Source organism: Rhizobium sp. P28RR-XV (genome assembly GCF_012641385.1).
In the GTDB taxonomy this organism is placed as follows: Bacteria; Pseudomonadota; Alphaproteobacteria; order Rhizobiales; family Rhizobiaceae; genus Rhizobium.
Window position 1 is genome coordinate 25867 of sequence record NZ_JABAIG010000026.1, and the last position, 16533, is coordinate 42399.

At 61.6% G+C, this 16533-nt stretch carries 16 protein-coding genes; 5 read left to right on the plus strand and 11 right to left on the minus strand.

What is annotated here, in order from left to right:
- The first annotated feature begins 41 nt into the window (after nt 1-41).
- Together paaK and HGP12_RS32465 are read left to right on the plus strand one after the other, a co-directional pair.
- Nucleotides 42-1352, plus strand: a complete 1311-nt coding sequence (paaK, locus tag HGP12_RS32460) for a phenylacetate--CoA ligase PaaK (RefSeq protein ID WP_168844021.1) — start codon at nt 42-44, stop codon at nt 1350-1352.
- 206 nt (nt 1353-1558) lie between these two features.
- Entirely contained in the window at nt 1559-2155 is a 597-nt protein-coding gene (locus HGP12_RS32465; RefSeq protein WP_168844022.1) for a TetR/AcrR family transcriptional regulator, read from the plus strand.
- 20 nt (nt 2156-2175) lie between these two features.
- Here the strand turns inward: HGP12_RS32465 and HGP12_RS32470 are convergent, their stop codons facing one another.
- The 11 genes from HGP12_RS32470 to HGP12_RS32520 form a co-directional block, all read right to left on the minus strand.
- The gene (locus HGP12_RS32470) at nt 2176-2790 is read right to left on the minus strand and encodes a transferase hexapeptide repeat family protein (protein ID WP_168844023.1); all 615 of its coding nucleotides are present in this window, start codon (nt 2788-2790) and stop codon (nt 2176-2178) included.
- Nucleotides 2791-3309: an acyl-CoA thioesterase gene (locus HGP12_RS32475; RefSeq protein WP_120668632.1), complete on the minus strand. Its 519-nt coding sequence runs from the start codon at nt 3307-3309 to the stop codon at nt 2791-2793.
- Nucleotides 3310-3313: 4 nt separating this feature from the next.
- Entirely contained in the window at nt 3314-5371 is a 2058-nt protein-coding gene (gene paaZ, locus HGP12_RS32480) for a phenylacetic acid degradation bifunctional protein PaaZ (protein ID WP_168844024.1), read from the minus strand.
- Nucleotides 5372-5442: 71 nt separating this feature from the next.
- A complete protein-coding gene (locus tag HGP12_RS32485; RefSeq protein ID WP_168844025.1) occupies nt 5443-6198 on the minus strand; it encodes a Phenylacetic acid catabolic protein in 756 nt (251 codons plus the stop codon).
- A gap of 24 nt (nt 6199-6222) precedes the next feature.
- Entirely contained in the window at nt 6223-7299 is a 1077-nt protein-coding gene (gene paaE / locus HGP12_RS32490; RefSeq protein WP_168844026.1) for a 1,2-phenylacetyl-CoA epoxidase subunit PaaE, read from the minus strand.
- A 26-nt stretch (nt 7300-7325) separates the two neighbouring features.
- Entirely contained in the window at nt 7326-7850 is a 525-nt protein-coding gene (paaD, locus tag HGP12_RS32495; RefSeq protein ID WP_168844027.1) for a 1,2-phenylacetyl-CoA epoxidase subunit PaaD, read from the minus strand.
- Between the two features lie 9 nt (nt 7851-7859).
- Nucleotides 7860-8642, minus strand: coding sequence for a 1,2-phenylacetyl-CoA epoxidase subunit PaaC (gene paaC, locus HGP12_RS32500; protein ID WP_168844028.1), 783 nt, complete (start codon nt 8640-8642; stop codon nt 7860-7862).
- Nucleotides 8642-8926, minus strand: coding sequence for a 1,2-phenylacetyl-CoA epoxidase subunit PaaB (gene paaB, locus HGP12_RS32505; RefSeq protein WP_168844029.1), 285 nt, complete (start codon nt 8924-8926; stop codon nt 8642-8644). The genes paaC and paaB overlap by 1 nt, the downstream gene beginning before the upstream one ends.
- Before the next feature lie 25 nt (nt 8927-8951).
- Nucleotides 8952-9956 (minus strand): 1,2-phenylacetyl-CoA epoxidase subunit PaaA, encoded by a 1005-nt coding sequence (gene paaA, locus HGP12_RS32510; RefSeq protein ID WP_168844030.1) that lies wholly within the window; start codon nt 9954-9956, stop codon nt 8952-8954.
- Nucleotides 9957-10250: 294 nt separating this feature from the next.
- Complete coding sequence (gene paaX, locus HGP12_RS32515; protein WP_246703638.1) at nt 10251-11141, minus strand: phenylacetic acid degradation operon negative regulatory protein PaaX; 891 nt, start codon at nt 11139-11141, stop codon at nt 10251-10253.
- Between the two features lie 85 nt (nt 11142-11226).
- A complete protein-coding gene (locus tag HGP12_RS32520; protein WP_168844032.1) occupies nt 11227-11706 on the minus strand; it encodes an Lrp/AsnC family transcriptional regulator in 480 nt (159 codons plus the stop codon).
- A 118-nt stretch (nt 11707-11824) separates the two neighbouring features.
- Between HGP12_RS32520 and HGP12_RS32525 the strand changes: the two genes are divergently transcribed.
- The 3 genes from HGP12_RS32525 to HGP12_RS32535 are packed head-to-tail and all read left to right on the plus strand — an operon-like array spanning nt 11825 to nt 16327.
- On the plus strand, nt 11825-13903 hold the full coding sequence (locus HGP12_RS32525) for a transketolase C-terminal domain-containing protein (protein WP_168844033.1): 2079 nt from the start codon (nt 11825-11827) through the stop codon (nt 13901-13903).
- Nucleotides 13904-13905: 2 nt separating this feature from the next.
- Nucleotides 13906-15120 (plus strand): dihydrolipoamide acetyltransferase family protein, encoded by a 1215-nt coding sequence (locus HGP12_RS32530; RefSeq protein ID WP_168844034.1) that lies wholly within the window; start codon nt 13906-13908, stop codon nt 15118-15120.
- Between the two features lie 16 nt (nt 15121-15136).
- On the plus strand, nt 15137-16327 hold the full coding sequence (locus HGP12_RS32535) for an aromatic amino acid transaminase (RefSeq protein ID WP_168844035.1): 1191 nt from the start codon (nt 15137-15139) through the stop codon (nt 16325-16327).
- The last annotated feature ends 206 nt before the right edge of the window (nt 16328-16533 follow it).

Genomic DNA, 16533 nt, shown 5'->3' on the forward strand with positions numbered 1-16533 from the left:
GTTCACGCCGGCAACATCTGGCATTTCTGGAGGAGACATTCATGGAAAACCTTTCCCCGCGCGCCGGCGAGCTCGAGGCGATCGAGATGGCCTCGCGCGACGAGATTTCCGCGTTGCAACTCGAGCGCATGAAGTGGTCGCTCACACACGCCTATGAGAATTCGCCCTTCTATAGAAAGCGTTTCGATGAAACCGGCGTGCATCCCTTAGACCTGAAGACATTGCCGGACATCGCCAAATTCCCTTTCACCACGAAGAAGGATCTTCGCGACACCTATCCTTTCGGCATGTTCGCCGTGCCGCGCGAGAAGCTCGTCCGCATCCACGCCTCGTCCGGAACGACCGGCAAGCCGACCGTCGTCGGCTATACGGCCAGGGACATCGATACCTGGGCGAGCCTCGTTGCCCGCTCGATCCGCGCCTCCGGCGGTCGCGCCGGCGATATCGTCCATATCGCCTATGGCTACGGCCTCTTCACCGGCGGCCTCGGCGCGCATTATGGCGCGGAGAAACTCGGCTGCACGGTCGTACCGGTCTCCGGCGGCATGACGGAGCGGCAGGTCGCGCTGATACAGGATCTCAAGCCGCGCATCATCATGGTGACCCCTTCCTACATGCTGTCGATCCTCGACGAATTCCGCCGCCAGGGCCTCGACCCGCGCGAAAGCTCGCTCGCCGTCGGTATCTTCGGAGCCGAGCCATGGACCAATGCCATGCGTGCGGAAATCGAGCACGCCTTCGACATGCACGCCGTCGATATTTACGGCCTGTCGGAAGTAATGGGGCCGGGTGTCGCCAGCGAATGCGTCGAGAGCAAGGACGGGCTGCACATCTGGGAAGATCATTTCTATCCGGAGATCATCGATCCGGTCACCGGCGCGGCATTGCCCGATGGCGAGATCGGCGAGCTGGTCTTCACCACGCTCACCAAGGAAGGCCTGCCGGTCATCCGCTATCGCACGCGCGACCTGACGCGACTGCTGCCCGGCACGGCTCGTTCCATGCGCCGCATGGAGAAGGTGACGGGTCGCTCCGACGACATGATGATCCTGCGCGGCGTCAACGTCTTTCCGACCCAGATCGAGGAGCAGATCCTGAAATGCCGCGGGCTCGCGCCGCATTTCCAGATCGAACTGACGCGCGCCGGCCGCATGGACGACATGACCGTTCATGTGGAGTGCACGCCGGAGGCGTCGGACGAAGCGGCGCGAAACGTTTCGGCAAGGGAACTCATCCACCATATCAAGAGCGTGGTCGGCATCACGACCAAGATTACCGTGCATCCGCCGGGCGGCGTGGCACGTTCCGAAGGCAAGGCGAAACGCATTGTCGACAACCGCCCGAAAGAATGATCGGCACCCGGCGGGATAACGCATGTCGCGCAAAAGTGTGCAGCGGTTTTGCGGCAACGACATGCGCGACATCAAAGGCCTAATGCACGAGAAGCGAATCTGAAAGATCGCGACGCGCTTTAGTCTGGCAAGCATTTGATTGTATATAGGAAGAACGGCCGCCAGGTACGGTTAAGGTCAATCGGGAATGAGCAGAGCAGGATCACATGGCACGCACGCGCGCAGTTGATTTCGAGGAAAAGCAGCGTGGCATCTTGGCAAGCGCAGCGGCAGTCTTCGCCGATATGGGCATGGAGAAGGCATCCATGTCGATGATCGCCTCGCATGGCAACATCTCGAAAGCCCTGCTTTATCACTACTATCCCGGCAAGGACGCGCTGATCTTCGACATCGTGCAAACACATCTGACGGAGCTGGAAAGCGCGATCGAAACAGCGGATCGCACTGATGTTGCGCCGCAGGAACGCCTGCGCCTGCTCGTGAAAGCGGTGCTGAAGAACTATGAAGGCGCCGACAACGAACACAAGGTTCAGCTGAACGGCACGCATGCCCTATCGCAGGAGCAGCTAGCGGAATTGCGGACGATCGAACGGCGGATCGTCAAACGCTTTTCCAGCGTCATCGAGGATCTCAACCCGGACCTCAACAAGAACAGGCCGTTGCTGATGCCGGTGACCATGTCGCTCTTCGGCATGATGAACTGGGTCTATATGTGGTTCCGGCCCAATGGACCGATCACCCGTGACGAATATGCTGACATTGCCACCACCCTCATCCTCGAAGGGGTCAAGGCCGTCCGTTGAGGCGGCGTTGACGCCGCCGGTCAGTCGCCGAGCTTCATCCTTTCAAGGATAAGCGGATCGTATTCCGGCGCCCGAATGCGGCGTCGATCCGGCTCGGGCGCGGTCAATGGCTCGACGGCCACCAGCTTCTCCTTCGCCTCCAGCGCCAGGCGCTGATAGATGGCGGTACCCTGGCGCTTCCAGGCGATCTCCTCCGGCGTCAACTCGCGCACGACACGCGCCGGCGAACCGACGGCGAGGCTGTTTGCCGGGATTTCGGCGCCGGCCTTGACGAAGGCCATGGCGGCCACGATGGCGTTCTCGCCGATGACGGCCTCATCCATAATGACAGCATTCATGCCGACCATGGCATTGACGCCGATGCGACAGCCATGCAGCACCGCGCCATGGCCGATATGCCCCGCCTCGCCGATCGTCACTTCCAGATTCGGGAAACTATGGACAACGCAGGTCTCCTGTACGTTCGAACCGCGCTCGAGCACGATGCGCCCGAAATCTCCGCGCAGCACGGCACCCGGCCCGACATAACAGGCGGGACCGACGATGACATCGCCGATGACGGTTGCGGCAGGATGCACGAAGGCTGCGGCATCGATGACCGGGATCACGCCGTCATAGGAATAGATCTGCGCCATTCAGTCGCCTCCCAATCCTTCCACGTCGCGTCCGGTCTCGGCCACCGCATCAAGCCGCTGCGCGAATTCGCGGCGCAACGTCCGGCGAAGCTGGGCGGCCTTGTGCCGGCGGATATCGGCCGGCGTTACCGGCACCAGCTCGGGCACGCGAACCGGGCGGCCGGCCTCGTCGACGGCGACCATGGTGAAATAACAGGAATTGGTGTGGCGGCGCTGGCCGGACCGGATGTTTTCCGCCTCGACCCGGATGCCGACTTCCATGGAGGTACGGCCCGTGTCGTTGATCGAGGCGCGGAAGGTGACCAATTCGCCCACCTGAATCGCCTCCTTGAACAAGACCTGGTCGACCGACAGCGTCACCGCATATTGTTTGGAATAGCGCGACGCGCAGGAAAAGGCGACGCGATCGAGCAGGTTCAGAAGGGCGCCGCCATGCACCTTGCCGCTGAAATTCGCCATGTCCGGCGTCATCAGCACGGTCATTTCCAGGCGATGCGGGTCTTGCTCGATTGTCGTCATGCGCTCACTCTCTCGTTTTCGCCACCATCGTCAGAACGTCATATTGCGCGACGACGGCATCCAGCTGGTTGGTTACCTTGCAATCCCAACGCACCTCGCCATGCTCGGCATTGATGCGGGGATTGATCTCCTTGCAGGTCAACTGCACCTTAAGCGTATCACCCGGATTGACCGGTGTCAGGAAGCGCAGATTATCGACACCGTAATTTGCAAGGACCGGGCCAGGAGCCGGATCGACGAAAAGGCCGGCCGCGAACGAAACAATGAGATAGCCATGCGCCACGCGGCCGTCGAAGAACGGATTGGCCTTGGCAGCCTCATCGTCCATATGGGCATAGAAGGTATCGCCGGTAAAACTGGCGAAGTGCTCGATATCGTCGAGCGTGACCGTGCGCTTCGCGGTTATGAGCTGGTCGCCGATCTTGAGCTCGGCGAGCGACTTGCGGAAAGGATGTTCGCTGCCGGTGCGGGCATCCGCGCCATCCATCCAGCGTCCGGTAACGGCCGAAAGCAGGCGCGGCGTGCCCTGAACGGCGGTGCGTTGCATATAGTGCTTCACGCCGCGGATGCCGCCGAGCTCTTCGCCGCCGCCGGCGCGGCCGGGACCGCCGTGGACGAGGCCAGGCAGTGGCGAGCCGTGGCCGGTGGAGCTCCTGGCGCTGGCGCGGTTGCCGATCATCACACGGCCATGGAACGGCGCGAGCCCGAGAACCACGTCCTCGGCGAAATGCGGATCATTGGTGAAGACCGAGGCAACGAGGCTGCCCTTGCCGCGTCGCGCCAGATCGACCGCCTCTTCCGCCGTGTCATAGGGCATGACGGTGCTGACCGGACCGAAGGCCTCGACCTCGTGAACGGCACGCGCCGAGCCCGGCTTGTCGCAATAGAGCAAGACGGGATTGAGGAAGGCGCCGACATTCGCATCGCCAGACACGACACTCGGATTATCGGGATCACCGCCGACGATCTCGGCATCGGCAGCAAGATCCCGGATACGCGCCCGCACCTCCTCGCGCTGGCCGAGGCTCGCAAGCGGCCCCATGCGAACCGTCTCGTCGGCCGGATTGCCGATCGCCGTCTTGCCGAGGCGATCGTTCAAGGCGGCAATCAGCGCCTCGCTATAGGCGCGGGGAGCGATGACACGACGGATGGCGGTGCATTTCTGGCCGGCTTTCACGGTCATCTCACGGGCGACTTCCGTGACGAAGAGGTCGAACTCCTCTGTGCCGGGTGCCGCATCGAGGCCGAAGATAGCCGCGTTTAGGCTGTCGGCCTCCATGGTGAAGCGCACGGAATTTTCGATGAGCGCCTTATGCGTCTTCAGACGTTGGCCGGTTGCAGCGGAACCGGTGAAGGTCACCACATCCTGGCCCTCGACGTGATCGAGGAGATCACCAACCGAGCCGCAAACGAGTTGCAGCGCGCCTTCCGGCAGCAGGCCGGTCTCGATGATGCGGCGAACCATGAGTTCGGTGAGATAGGCCGTCTGGCTCGCCGGCTTGACGATGGCGGGAACGCCTGCAAGCAAGGTCGGCGCCACCTTTTCCAGCATTCCCCAACAAGGGAAGTTGAAAGCATTGATGTGAACGGCGACGCCCTGGAGCGGGCTCAATATATGCTGCGCGGAAAAGCTCTGATCCTTGGAGAGTGGCTCCACATCGCCGTCGAGCAGCACGCGTGCATTCGGCAACTCGCGCCGGCCCTTGGAGGCGTAGGAAAGCAGGGTGCCGATACCGCCTTCGATATCGACCCAACTATCGGCGCGCGTGGCGCCGGTCGCCGTCGAGAGCGCGTAGAATTCTTCCTTCCTGTCGAGCAGCGCCTGGCCGAGCGCCTTCAGCATGGCGGCGCGCTCATGGAAGGACATGCGCCTGAGCGCTGGGCCACCCTTGTCGCGACCATGCGCCAGGGTCTGCTTGAAATCGATGCCCGAGGAATCGATTAAGGCGACGGGCGCACCGGTCGACGCATCGAGCAGCGGCACGCCTTGCTTGGCGCCGGCGACCCAGGCGCCGCCGACATAGCTTTCAAGCCGCCGCGGCTGGTTTGCCATGATGTTCATCCGAATTTCCTTCCTTCGTCTTTTCCGGCAATCCCGAACGGAAAACCGCTGCACGCTTTTCCTGGGATTGCTTAGATCAATCCAAGCGCAGACATCTGCGCATCGACCTCGGCCTGCCATTCGGCAAGCAGGGTCTCGTTAGGCGTATGGCGCAAGCCGAAGCGCGACAGTGTCTCGAAGCGAGCCGAGCCGGCATGGCCGAAACTCGCCGCAACGCGGGGATACCAATAGGCGACCGAAGCGCGCGCCTTCGCCCGCCCCTCGTCATCGGCGACGATGCGGGCTAGACCGGCAGCGCCGAGCTCCGCATGGCGCTTTTCGCGCGGCAGGATTGCGCGAAAGACTTCGGCGACCGGCTGATAGGAAACGCGTGCGAGCTCCTTCAGCTGCACAACGCTGGCAGCGCCCATCAACACGTTCATGACAACCGCATCCACCCAGCCTTCCAGCGGATAGTGGAAGACGGAAAGCCGCATGTCGCCGCCCTGCCTGACGGCACCGATATCGGCCTCACGAGAAAGCCGCACCGCCCAGGGGTGGTGCACGGCATACCGGCCGCCGTCGACACCGAAGGTCTCCATGATCTTCAGGACCTGGCCGGCATGATCGGTCTTTTCCAGCACGATGCGCGCTGCGGAAATCCTTTCCTGAATGCCAGGCGCATCGTTGATAATATCGGCAAAGCCAGCTGAACCGGCCAGTTCGCTGTCGACGAAGCTCGCCATCAATCGCAGCAATTCGCCGCGATAGCGGGGAGGCGCATTGTCGGGAGAGGACAGGATGCCGCCCTCCTCCAGATATTGCTCGATCGGCATCGTCTCGGACATCTTATTCCTCCCTTCGATGCGACCCTACTGGTCGTAGCTGACGACGATGCGGTCAGTGAGCGGATAGCACTGACAGGTCAGCACATAGCCCTGGCGCACCTCATAATCCTCAAGCGCGTGATTGACCTCCATCTCGACCTCGCCTTCGAGAAGCTTGGCGCGGCAGGTGGAGCAGACCCCGGCCTTGCAGGCATAGGGCACGTCCATCGCGTTTTCGAGCGCGGCATCGAGCAGGCACTGGCCATGCTTGGGAAACTTGAAGACACGCGTTGCCCCGTCGAGCGTAACGGTCGCCTCGCAGCTCGTTCCATGATCCGCGGCGGCTGCGCTCTCCACCTTGCGGCGGGCGCGGCCCGGCTGGGAGGAGGCGAAGAGCTCGAACTTGATCTGGTCGTCGCGCATGCCGTGCTCGCGCAGCGCCGAAGCGATCGCCAGCATCATGGGCTCGGGGCCGCAGATGAAAGCGGTCGCAACCGACGTCAGATCGATCCAGCTCTTGAAGAGCGCCTTGCATTTTTCCGCGTCGATCCGACCGGTGAAAAGATCGATCTCCTGCGCTTCGCTTTCGAGAAAATGCAGCACCGACAGGCGGCCGAGATAGAGGTTCTTCAGATCATCGAGCTCTTCGCGGAACATGATCGAGCTGATCTGCCTGTTGGCGTAGACCAGGGTGAAGACCGAGCGTGGCTCGCGCGCCAGCACGGTCTTGATGATCGAGAGAAGCGGCGTGACGCCGCTGCCGCCGGCGAAGCCGATATAGTGCCTTGCGAGATCGGGCTCGATCGCCGTGAAGAAAGCGCCCATCGGCGGCATGGCTTCCAGCGTGTCGCCGGCTTTGAGGTTTTCATTGATCCAGGTCGAGAAGCAGCCGCCATCCACGCGCTTGATGCCGACCTTCAGCACGCCTTCGTCCTTGCCGGCGCAGATCGAATAGGAGCGACGCAGTTCCTCGTCGTCGAACTTGCGGCGGAAGGTGAGATATTGCCCTTGCGTGAAATCGAAGACGGCCCGATCCTCCTCGGATGGCGCAAGCGTGACGACGACCGCATCGCGCGTCTCGCGACGCACATCGGTGACGGTCAGGGGATGGAAACGTGCCATGGATGCGGGGCCTCGTCCTATTGGGGTCAAATGCACTTGAAGTAATCGAACGGCTCGAGACAGTCGGTGCAGCGATAGCTCGCCTTGCATGGCGTCGAACCGAACTGGCTGATCTTTTCCGTAGTTGTCGATCCGCAGCGCGGACAGGCGATGGTAAGGTTGGAGCGGCCGGAAAGCCGGTCGATACGCTTCATCAGCACGCCGTCGGCAGCCGTGCCATCGATCGGCGGGGCGATGCCGTAGGCGCGCAGCTTCTCGCGCCCCTCGGCACTGATCCAATCCGTCGTCCATGCAGGCGACAGCTGGCGCTCGAGGCGCACCCGGTCGAGGCCCTTTTCGGCCAATGCCCGCTCGATATCGAGGTTGATCACCGTCGTGGCGGGGCAGCCCGAATAGGTCGGCGTCACCGTGACAACAATCGTATCGTCCTGCCAGCCGACGTCGCGGATGATGCCGAGATCGGTCAGCGAAATCACCGGAATTTCCGGGTCCGGCACCTCCGACAGCCAGTGCCAGACCTCGTCGACCGAAGGATGAAGTGCGGTCGCCATGCCAGCCTCCTACCAGGTCGCGCCCGGATAGGCGCGCTGCAGGAATTGCATCTCGGCAAGCAGATAGCCAAGATGCTCGGTGTGAACGCCGCGCCGGCCGCCCTTGTGCATGTAGCCATCCGCCGGGCGAGCGAGGGTCGCATCGGCGAGCGCATCGGAAACGATCTCGTCCCAGCCGGGTTTGAGGCTTTGCGGTTCCGGGATCACCCCGGCCTGCGCCAGCGCGACATCGGCGGCGTCGCCGACGAACATTTCGCCGGTGAAGGGCCAGAGATCGTCCAGGGCATCCTGCATGCGGCGATGGCTTTCGGCCGTGCCGTCGCCCAGGCGGATGATCAGGTCACGGCTGCGATCGAGGTGGTAGGAAACTTCCTTGAAGGCCTTTTCGGCAATCTCGGCGATGCGACGGTCGCTCGAACCCTTCAACGCTTTCAGCAGCAGATAATGCCAGGCGTCAAAGAGGAATTGCCGCATCAGTGTCTTGCCGAAATCGCCGTTGGGGCGCTCGACGAGCAATATATTGCGGAACTCGAAACCGTCTCGCAGATAGGCGAGATCATCAGCCAAGCGGCCCTTGCCTTCCACCTCGCCCGCCAGACCGAGCCAGAGCTGCGTCTGGCCGATGAGGTCGAGCGCCGTGTTGGCAAGCGCGATATCCTCCTCCAGCGCCGGCCCGCGGCCACACCATTCGGAAACGCGATGGCCGAGGACCAGCGCATTGTCACCGATGCGAACCAGGAATTCGACGAGAGCGGCTCGATCGACTGTCGGCTCAAAGGTAGCGGTCGCCATCACATGTGCCCCACTTCATCGGGAATGTCGAAGAAGGTCGGGTGACGATAGACCTTCGAATTGGAGGGGTCGAAGAGCGGGCCTTTTTCCGAAGGCGCGCTGGCGGTGATCTCGGCAGACCGCACCACCCAAATGCTGACGCCCTCGTTGCGGCGGGTATAGACATCGCGCGCATTGTTGATCGCCATTTCGGCATCGGGCGCGTGCAGGCTGCCGACATGGCGATGGTTGAGGCCGTGCTGACCACGGATGAAGACTTCCCAAAGCGGCCACTCGCTGGACATGTTCTCACTCCCTATCCTGCCGGCTTTATTCGGCGGCGACCTTTGCGGCGGCCCGGCGCTCCGCCGCCTTTTCGGCATGGGCCGTCAAGCCGTCGCGGAACCATGCACCATCATCCCAGGCCTGCTTGCGGGCATTGAGACGCTCCGCATTGCAGGGGCCGTTGCCGGCGATCACGTTGAAGAACTCTTCCCAATCCGGCTCGCCGAAATCGTAGCCACCCTTTTCCTCGTTCCATTTGAGAGCCGGATCGGGAACGGTAAGGCCGAGATATTCGGCTTGCGGCACGGTCTGGTCGACGAATTTCTGCCGCAGCTCGTCGTTGGAATTCTGCTTGATCTTCCAGGCCATCGACTGAGCCGAATGCACGGAGGCGTCATCTGAAGGGCCGAACATCATCAGCGAAGGCCACCACCAGCGGTTCAACGCATCCTGCACCATGGCCTTCTGAGCCGGCGTGCCCTTCACCATCTTCATCAGGATGTCGAAGCCCTGGCGCTGATGGAAGCTTTCTTCCTTGCAGATACGGATCATGGCCCGCGAATAAGGGCCGTAGGAACAGCGCTGCAAGGGAACCTGGTTCATGATGGCAGCGCCATCGACCAGCCAGCCGATCGCGCCGATATCGGCCCAGGTCAACGTCGGATAGTTGAAGATCGAGGAATATTTGGCCTTGCCGCAATGCAGCTGCTCATACATCTCGTCGCGGCTGATGCCGAGCGTCTCGGCGGCACAATAGAGATAGAGGCCGTGGCCGGCTTCATCCTGGACCTTGGCGAGCAGGATCGCCTTGCGCTCCAGTGTCGGCGCGCGGGTAATCCAGTTACCTTCCGGAAGCTGGCCGACAATTTCGGAATGGGCGTGCTGGCTGATCTGACGGATCAAGGTCTTGCGGTAGCCTTCCGGCATCCACTCCTTCGGCTCTATCTTCTGGCCGGCATCGATGCGTTCCTGAAAGGCGCGCTCCTCAGGGTCCATCTCGTCGAGGGAACGGATGCGGGCGCCATCGGTTTTCACCATCTGTGCGTACATTGATCTTTCCTCCGTCCTAGCGCGTCCGGCGCGCTCATGAGCGCGCAGACCTGCCGTAGTCTTGAACCTCAGCCGAGCTGAAGCTTCAACGCACGTCAGTATAGGCCTGTTTCACGCTCTCCTCCATGAAACGCCTACTTGGCGGCATATGCATTAACCGACCGATCGGTCATTGTATTAGCACGCGATATGTCACAATACAAATCAATTTTCCGAGTTTTCTGTGACATTTAACGTCGTGAAAGCACGCTACGGGGAGGACCCACACGCCATGTGACTGAGAGAACTGATCTTTCAGCGGAACTTGAGGCGATCGAGCCGGTTTTGGCTTGCCGGCGTCGCCTCTTTCAGCTTTCCGGCCTCGTTGACAAAACGGCGGCCGACATAGGCATCGGCCTTCTTCGACAACAGCAGATAGAGATCGGCAAACAGGCGCCTAGCCTCCTTGCCCGGCCAGTTGCCCGGCAGGGCCGATTTCGGAAGATGCGGCTCGCGCAGCATGATCAGCCGGTATTGGTGGACAAGCAGCAGCCGCGCGATCAGGCAATCGAATGATGATAAAGCCGCACAATCTCCGACTCGCTGCGAAAACGCGCCAAATCGCGCGGTAAACTCGCTATAGGCTTCCGCGAAGTGCTGCAGGTTCCAGGCCTCTTCTGCAAACTCCCTCAAGGCGCCGTTCTCGGTTGCGAGCTGAGCATCGAAGACGACAACGCGACCCGGCAAGGGCAGCGCGGGATGCGTTCCCATCGCAAGACGGGGGCCCAATCGGGCGAAGCCGTCCCGCTCGAGGCCCTGCATGATCTCTTCGGGAGCGGGGCCATTGATCAGGACGAATTGCCACCGGACGGCAGGCTCCGGCCCATAGAAGAGACTGGCGGCTTCGGCGAATTCCGCTTGGGCCGCGTCCGTCAGTCGATAGTAGCTGCGGCGCCCTTCCCGCTCTCCGGCAAGCTGGCCGGCCGTAACCAGTCGCGACACGGCGGTGCGCACCAGCGTCTCGGTGATCCCAACGCTCTTGCATGTCTCGATGAGGTTGCCGATCCAGACGACTCCGCCCCGCGGCTCGACGACATCGCCGTAGATCGTGACGATGAAACTCGCGGCCTTGATGGGCAGATCGACGAGAAGCGCCGTAACCGCTTCGCTCAAATCATCGCCGAGTTTGACGTTATCAGCCGACAATCCAACTCTGCTCCGCATCCGCAATCGTTAGGATCTATTAGCGTGAGATGCTCATAATGTTCAAGGTGAGCGCAGCCAGAGGCTTCTATCGTGTGACATTCGTCGGCAACGCCGTCGTGTATTTGACGCATTTCAGCGAGAAGTGCGACGACGAGCTCAACACGGCTTCATGGGTCAGGATACCGCGCATCAGCAGTCCTTCATATTCCCGGACATCGGCAACCACCGCGCGGATCAGATAATCCCACTCACCCGACATGGAATAGCATTCGAGCACTTCGCGATAGCTCGCGATGAATTGTTCGAAATCGCGGCGGGTCGCGGGATCATGGGTCTTCATCTTGACCTGGCAGAAGACATTGAGACCCTTGCCGATCTTGTCGGGATCGACCAGGCGGACCGTCCTGCCGAGCACGCCGGCGCTTTCCAGTGCCTTGATCCTTCGCCAGCAGGAGGCAGGCGACGCGCCCACCTTCTCGGCCAGCGCCGCCTGGCTGATATCGCCTTCTTCCTGCAGCACGCGAAGGATCGCTCTGTCGATATGATCAAGGTCGAAATCTTCCATTCAAAAATCTGCCATTTATGAATTAAAACCATCAAATACTAGGTCAATTTCCATGAGATTGAAAGGAATAACGCGGCCACTTGAATTAGAATCATGCGACCAGATGCAGGAGGAGCAAATGGCCCAACTGGCGATAAAAAAGCATGAGAGCAACGCGCCCGACCACCGTATCGACTGGCGCAGGGTCGCCCGCCTCATCCATCTCTCAAGAGCCCTCGATGAGCTGGAAGAGACGCGCCTGGTTCCGGAAAAAAAGGTGCTCTACCAGTTTTCGGCGCGCGGCCACGACATGGCGCAAATCCTTCTCGGCACGCAGCTGACCGGCCTGCACGACGCGACCTGCGGCTATTACCGCTCAAGGCCGCTTCTGCTCTCGCTCGGCGTCGATCCGGCCGATGCGCTCGGCTCGGCCATGGGGCGCGCCGGCGGCTATTCCGACGGGCGCGATATTGGCGTCGTGTTCAATTATCCGAACCTCTCCGGTGCCTCGGCCCTGCCCATGTGCGGTGGCGTCGGTGCGCAATACACGCCGACTGCCGGCTGGGCGCAGGCGATGAAATACTACGCGACCACATTGGGCCACGAAGAGTATGCGCGGGATATCGGCGTCGTCCTCGGGGGCGACGGCTCCGTCGCCTCGAACGGCTTCTGGGCCGCACTGAGTGCCGCAACGACGCAGGCATTGCCGATGCTGTTTTTCATCGAGGATAATGGCTTCGGCATTTCGGTGCCGTCGACGGTTCAGACACCCGGCGGGAATATTGCAGCCAATCTCGCCAGCTGGAAGAACCTTGCGATATTCGATGGCGACGGCTGCGACCCGGCCGAGGCCGCACACCTCGTACAGGATGCGGTCTCCTTCGTTCGCGAAGCGCGCAAGCCCGCTCTTTTGCGGCTGACGGTTCCCCGGCTCGAGGGCCACAGTTTTCAGGACACGCAGACCTATAAGAGCGAGGAAACCGTGAGGCGTGAGTGGGAGCGCGATCCGCTACCGCGCCTGAAGGAATTTCTCGTCCCCGCCGTTATGTCGATGGAGGAATGGACCGCCTGTGAAAGCGAAGCGCGCGAGGTAGCCGAAAGCGCCCGCGCAGCAGCTGAGGAACGGCCGGTCGCCGATCCCACTTCGGTGACCCGCCATGTGTTCTTCGATGGCGACATGCAGACGATGGGGGGCCAGCATCCAGCCGGATATGTGCCTCCGGCGACAACGAACGAACCGGCGACCTCCGGCCCGCGCATCAACATGGTCACCGCCATCCGCAGAACGCTCGAACACGAGATGTCGATCAACGAGCGCGTCGTCATGTTCGGCGAGGATATCGGCCTGAAGGGCGGCGTCCATGCCGTAACCCTTGGGATGCAGGAAAAATTCGGCAACGAGCGCGTTTTCGATACCTCATTGTCCGAGGAGGGGATCATCGGCCGCGCGGTTGGCATGGCACTTGCCGGGCTCGTGCCCATCCCGGAAATCCAGTTCCGGAAATATGCGGAACCAGCCACCGAACAGCTGAACGACTGCGGCACCATTCGCTGGCGCACCAACAATCGCTTCGCCGCCCCGGTCGTGGTGCGCATGCCCGGCGGCTTCTTCAAATGCGGCGACCCCTGGCACAGCCAGACCAACGAGGTGGCCTTCGTTCATCAGCCCGGATGGAAGGTCGCCGTTCCCTCAAATGCTGAGGATGCCGTCGGCCTGTTGCGTACCTCGATCCGCGGCAACGACCCGGTTATCTTCTTCGAGCACAGGGCAATGCTCGATCACGCATGGGCACGCCGCGCCTATCCCGGCGACGATTTCGCGCTGCCCTTCGGTAAGGCGAAGCTGACACGGACCGGCAACGACATCACCATCGTCACCTGGGGTGCGATGGTGCACCGCTGCGAGGAGGCAGCCGAAGGCATCTCCGCCGATGTCATCGATCTTCGCACGCTGATGCCCTGGGACCAGGAGGCTGTGCTTGCCTCGGTCGCCAAGACGCATCGCTGCCTGATCGTTCATGAAGATCTCGAGACCGGTGGCTTTGGCGCCGAAATTGCCGCCGTCATTGCGGACAAGGCGTTCATGGATCTCGATGCGCCGGTCTCCCGCCTGACCATGCCCGATATCCCGAGCCCACATAACCCCGTCCTATTGGAATGGGCCGTGCCTTCGACGGAACGGATCGCCAAACGCATCGCCGAAATCCTGGAGTTTTGAGCATGACGAATACCATCGAGATCACGGCTCCGCTCGAACAGGAAGGCACGAAAGCGATCGTCCGTAACTGGTTGAAGCAGATCGGCGATCATGTGAAAGAGGGCGATGCCCTCGTCGAACTCGAAACCGACAAGGTGACCCAGGAGATAGCGGCGCCATGCGACGGCATCCTGAGCGAGATCGCCATGGAAGACGGCGATGACGCAGCGCCGGGGGCGATCCTCGGGCGAATGAGCACCAAAGCGAACAGCGTTGCAATGGAAGCACCCTCTGCTCCCTCGCAGGTGCAGCCAGTCCCGACCACAGCCGCAATAGCCTCCAACTATTATTCGCCGGCCGTTCGCAAGGCCGCCGAAGAATACGAGATCGATCCGGCGACGCTGAAAGGCAGCGGCAAGGGCGGGCGCGTCACGCGCGCCGATATGGATCACGCGCTCGAAGCCGGTAAGCCCCATCCGGCCGCTCCGGTACCGCAACAGGTCGGCGGCGAGCAGCCTTTCGCGGCAACTCCGGTTGACGGCAAATCCCGGACCGTACCCCATTCGGCCATGCGGCTTGCGATCGCAAGACACATGGCCGAATCCTTCACGACGGCACCGCAAGTCACGGCGGTTTTTGAAGCGGATTTCATGGCGATCATGCGCCATCGCGATCACCATAAGGAGCGCCTGAAAGCCGAAGGCGTGAACTTGTCCTATACCGCCTATTTCGTGGCGGCGTCTGTCGCGGCCATGAAGGTCGTACCAGAGGTGAATAGTCAGTGGCACGATGACAGCCTTGAGATATTCGAGGACGTCAATATCGGCGTCGGGATCGCATTGGGCGACAAAGGCCTGGTCGCACCGGTGATCCGGCACGCGCAGGATCTTTCGCTTGAGGCAATCGCCGCCCGGCTGCAGGATCTGACGAACAGGGCCCGATCCAATACCCTCAAGGGTGACGAGCTGAAGGGCGGAACATTCACCATTTCCAATCACGGGGTTTCCGGCTCGCTGCTGGCATCCCCGATCATCATCAACCAGCCGCAGTCGGCCATTCTCGGTATCGGCAAGCTGGAAAAGCGTGTCGTCGTTCGGGAGGCCGACGGAGTCGATACGATCCAGATCCGCCCGATGGCCTATGTCTCCCTGACGATCGACCACCGTTCCCTGGACGGCCACCAGACGAACGCATGGTTGACCGAATTCGTGCGGGTCCTGCAGGATTGGCCTCAATAAATGGAGGGAGGCACCAATGAACAAGACGGCGTTTTTCGATAGTCTGACAGAGCAGAAGCCCGATCCTCTGCTGGAATTGATTGCCAAGTTCGCGGCCGATCCGAGACCCGGGAAAGTCGATCTCGGGGTCGGCGTCTATCGCGATGAAACGGGCCGCACGCCGGTCATGAAAGCCGTCAAGACGGCCGAGCATTATCTCTGGGAAACGCAAGAATCCAAATCCTACATCGGCCCCGAGGGCGATCCTCTCTTCCTGCGGACATTGGCACACGAAGTCTTCGGCGGGCGCCATTGCGGCAGGCTGCTCGCCGGAATTCAGACGCCGGGCGGCACCGGCGCCCTGCGCCTGGCCGCTGAGCTGCTTGCTCTCGACAAGCGGCGCAAGATCTGGATCGGTACGCCGACATGGGTCAACCATCAGGCGATCTTTGCCGCCGTCGGCCTTCAGGCCGGAACCTATCGTTTCTTCGATATCGGCAAGCAGGCCGTTCTGATCGACGACATGCTGACGGCCCTGCAGAACGCCGCTCCCGGCGACGCGGTGCTGTTGCAGACGAGCTGCCATAACCCGACCGGCGCAGCTTTATCGCAACAGAACTGGCGAGATATTGCCGACATCGCCGCCGCCCGGGGATTGCTCCCCCTCTTCGACAATGCCTATCAGGGCCTGGGGCACGGCCGGGCCGAAGATGCAGCCGGCATGATGATGGTCATCGAAGCGGTCGGCGAAGCCATGGTTGCCGTCTCCTGCTCGAAATCCTTTTCGCTCTATCGGGAGCGTACCGGCGCGGTCTATTTGGTCGGAGACCGGCAGGCATCGTTGAACAAGGCGATCGGCAATCTCGCAGGCTATGCCCGCGCGAGCTACTCCATGCCGCCCGCGCACGGAGCGGCCATCGTCGCGGCAATCCTCCAGGATGCGTCACGCCGCCAGGCCTGGATGGATGAGTTGAATGACATGCGCATCCGCATAACGGAGATCCGCCGCGCGGCCGGAGAGGCCTTTGGTCGATTTCGTTCCGAGCTCGCCCATATAGGCGCCCAGGAGGGCATGTTTTCCCTGCTGCCGATCTCCCCCGAAAATGTCCGGAAACTCCGGGCCGAACACGGCATCTACATGCCGGACTCCGGACGGATCAATGTCGCGGGCATGCGGGTCGAGGACGTGGCGTCCGTGACCGAATGCATCGGTCCGTATCTGGCTTGAAGACGGGCCGAAGTGGTCAAGCGTTTCAGGCGAGCGCTTGACTGCAATGCACTATTGAACCGCGACGTTGGAACTGCGCTAGAGCCTGCTGCTTTCATACGGAAGCATATCCTGAGTTTGTGAGGTAGTTTGCGCATTCGGCTGGCGAGAAGCAGTCGAGCATTTCACCAGCCTTGCGCCATGTCGCTTCGACTGTGCGAGGCTGT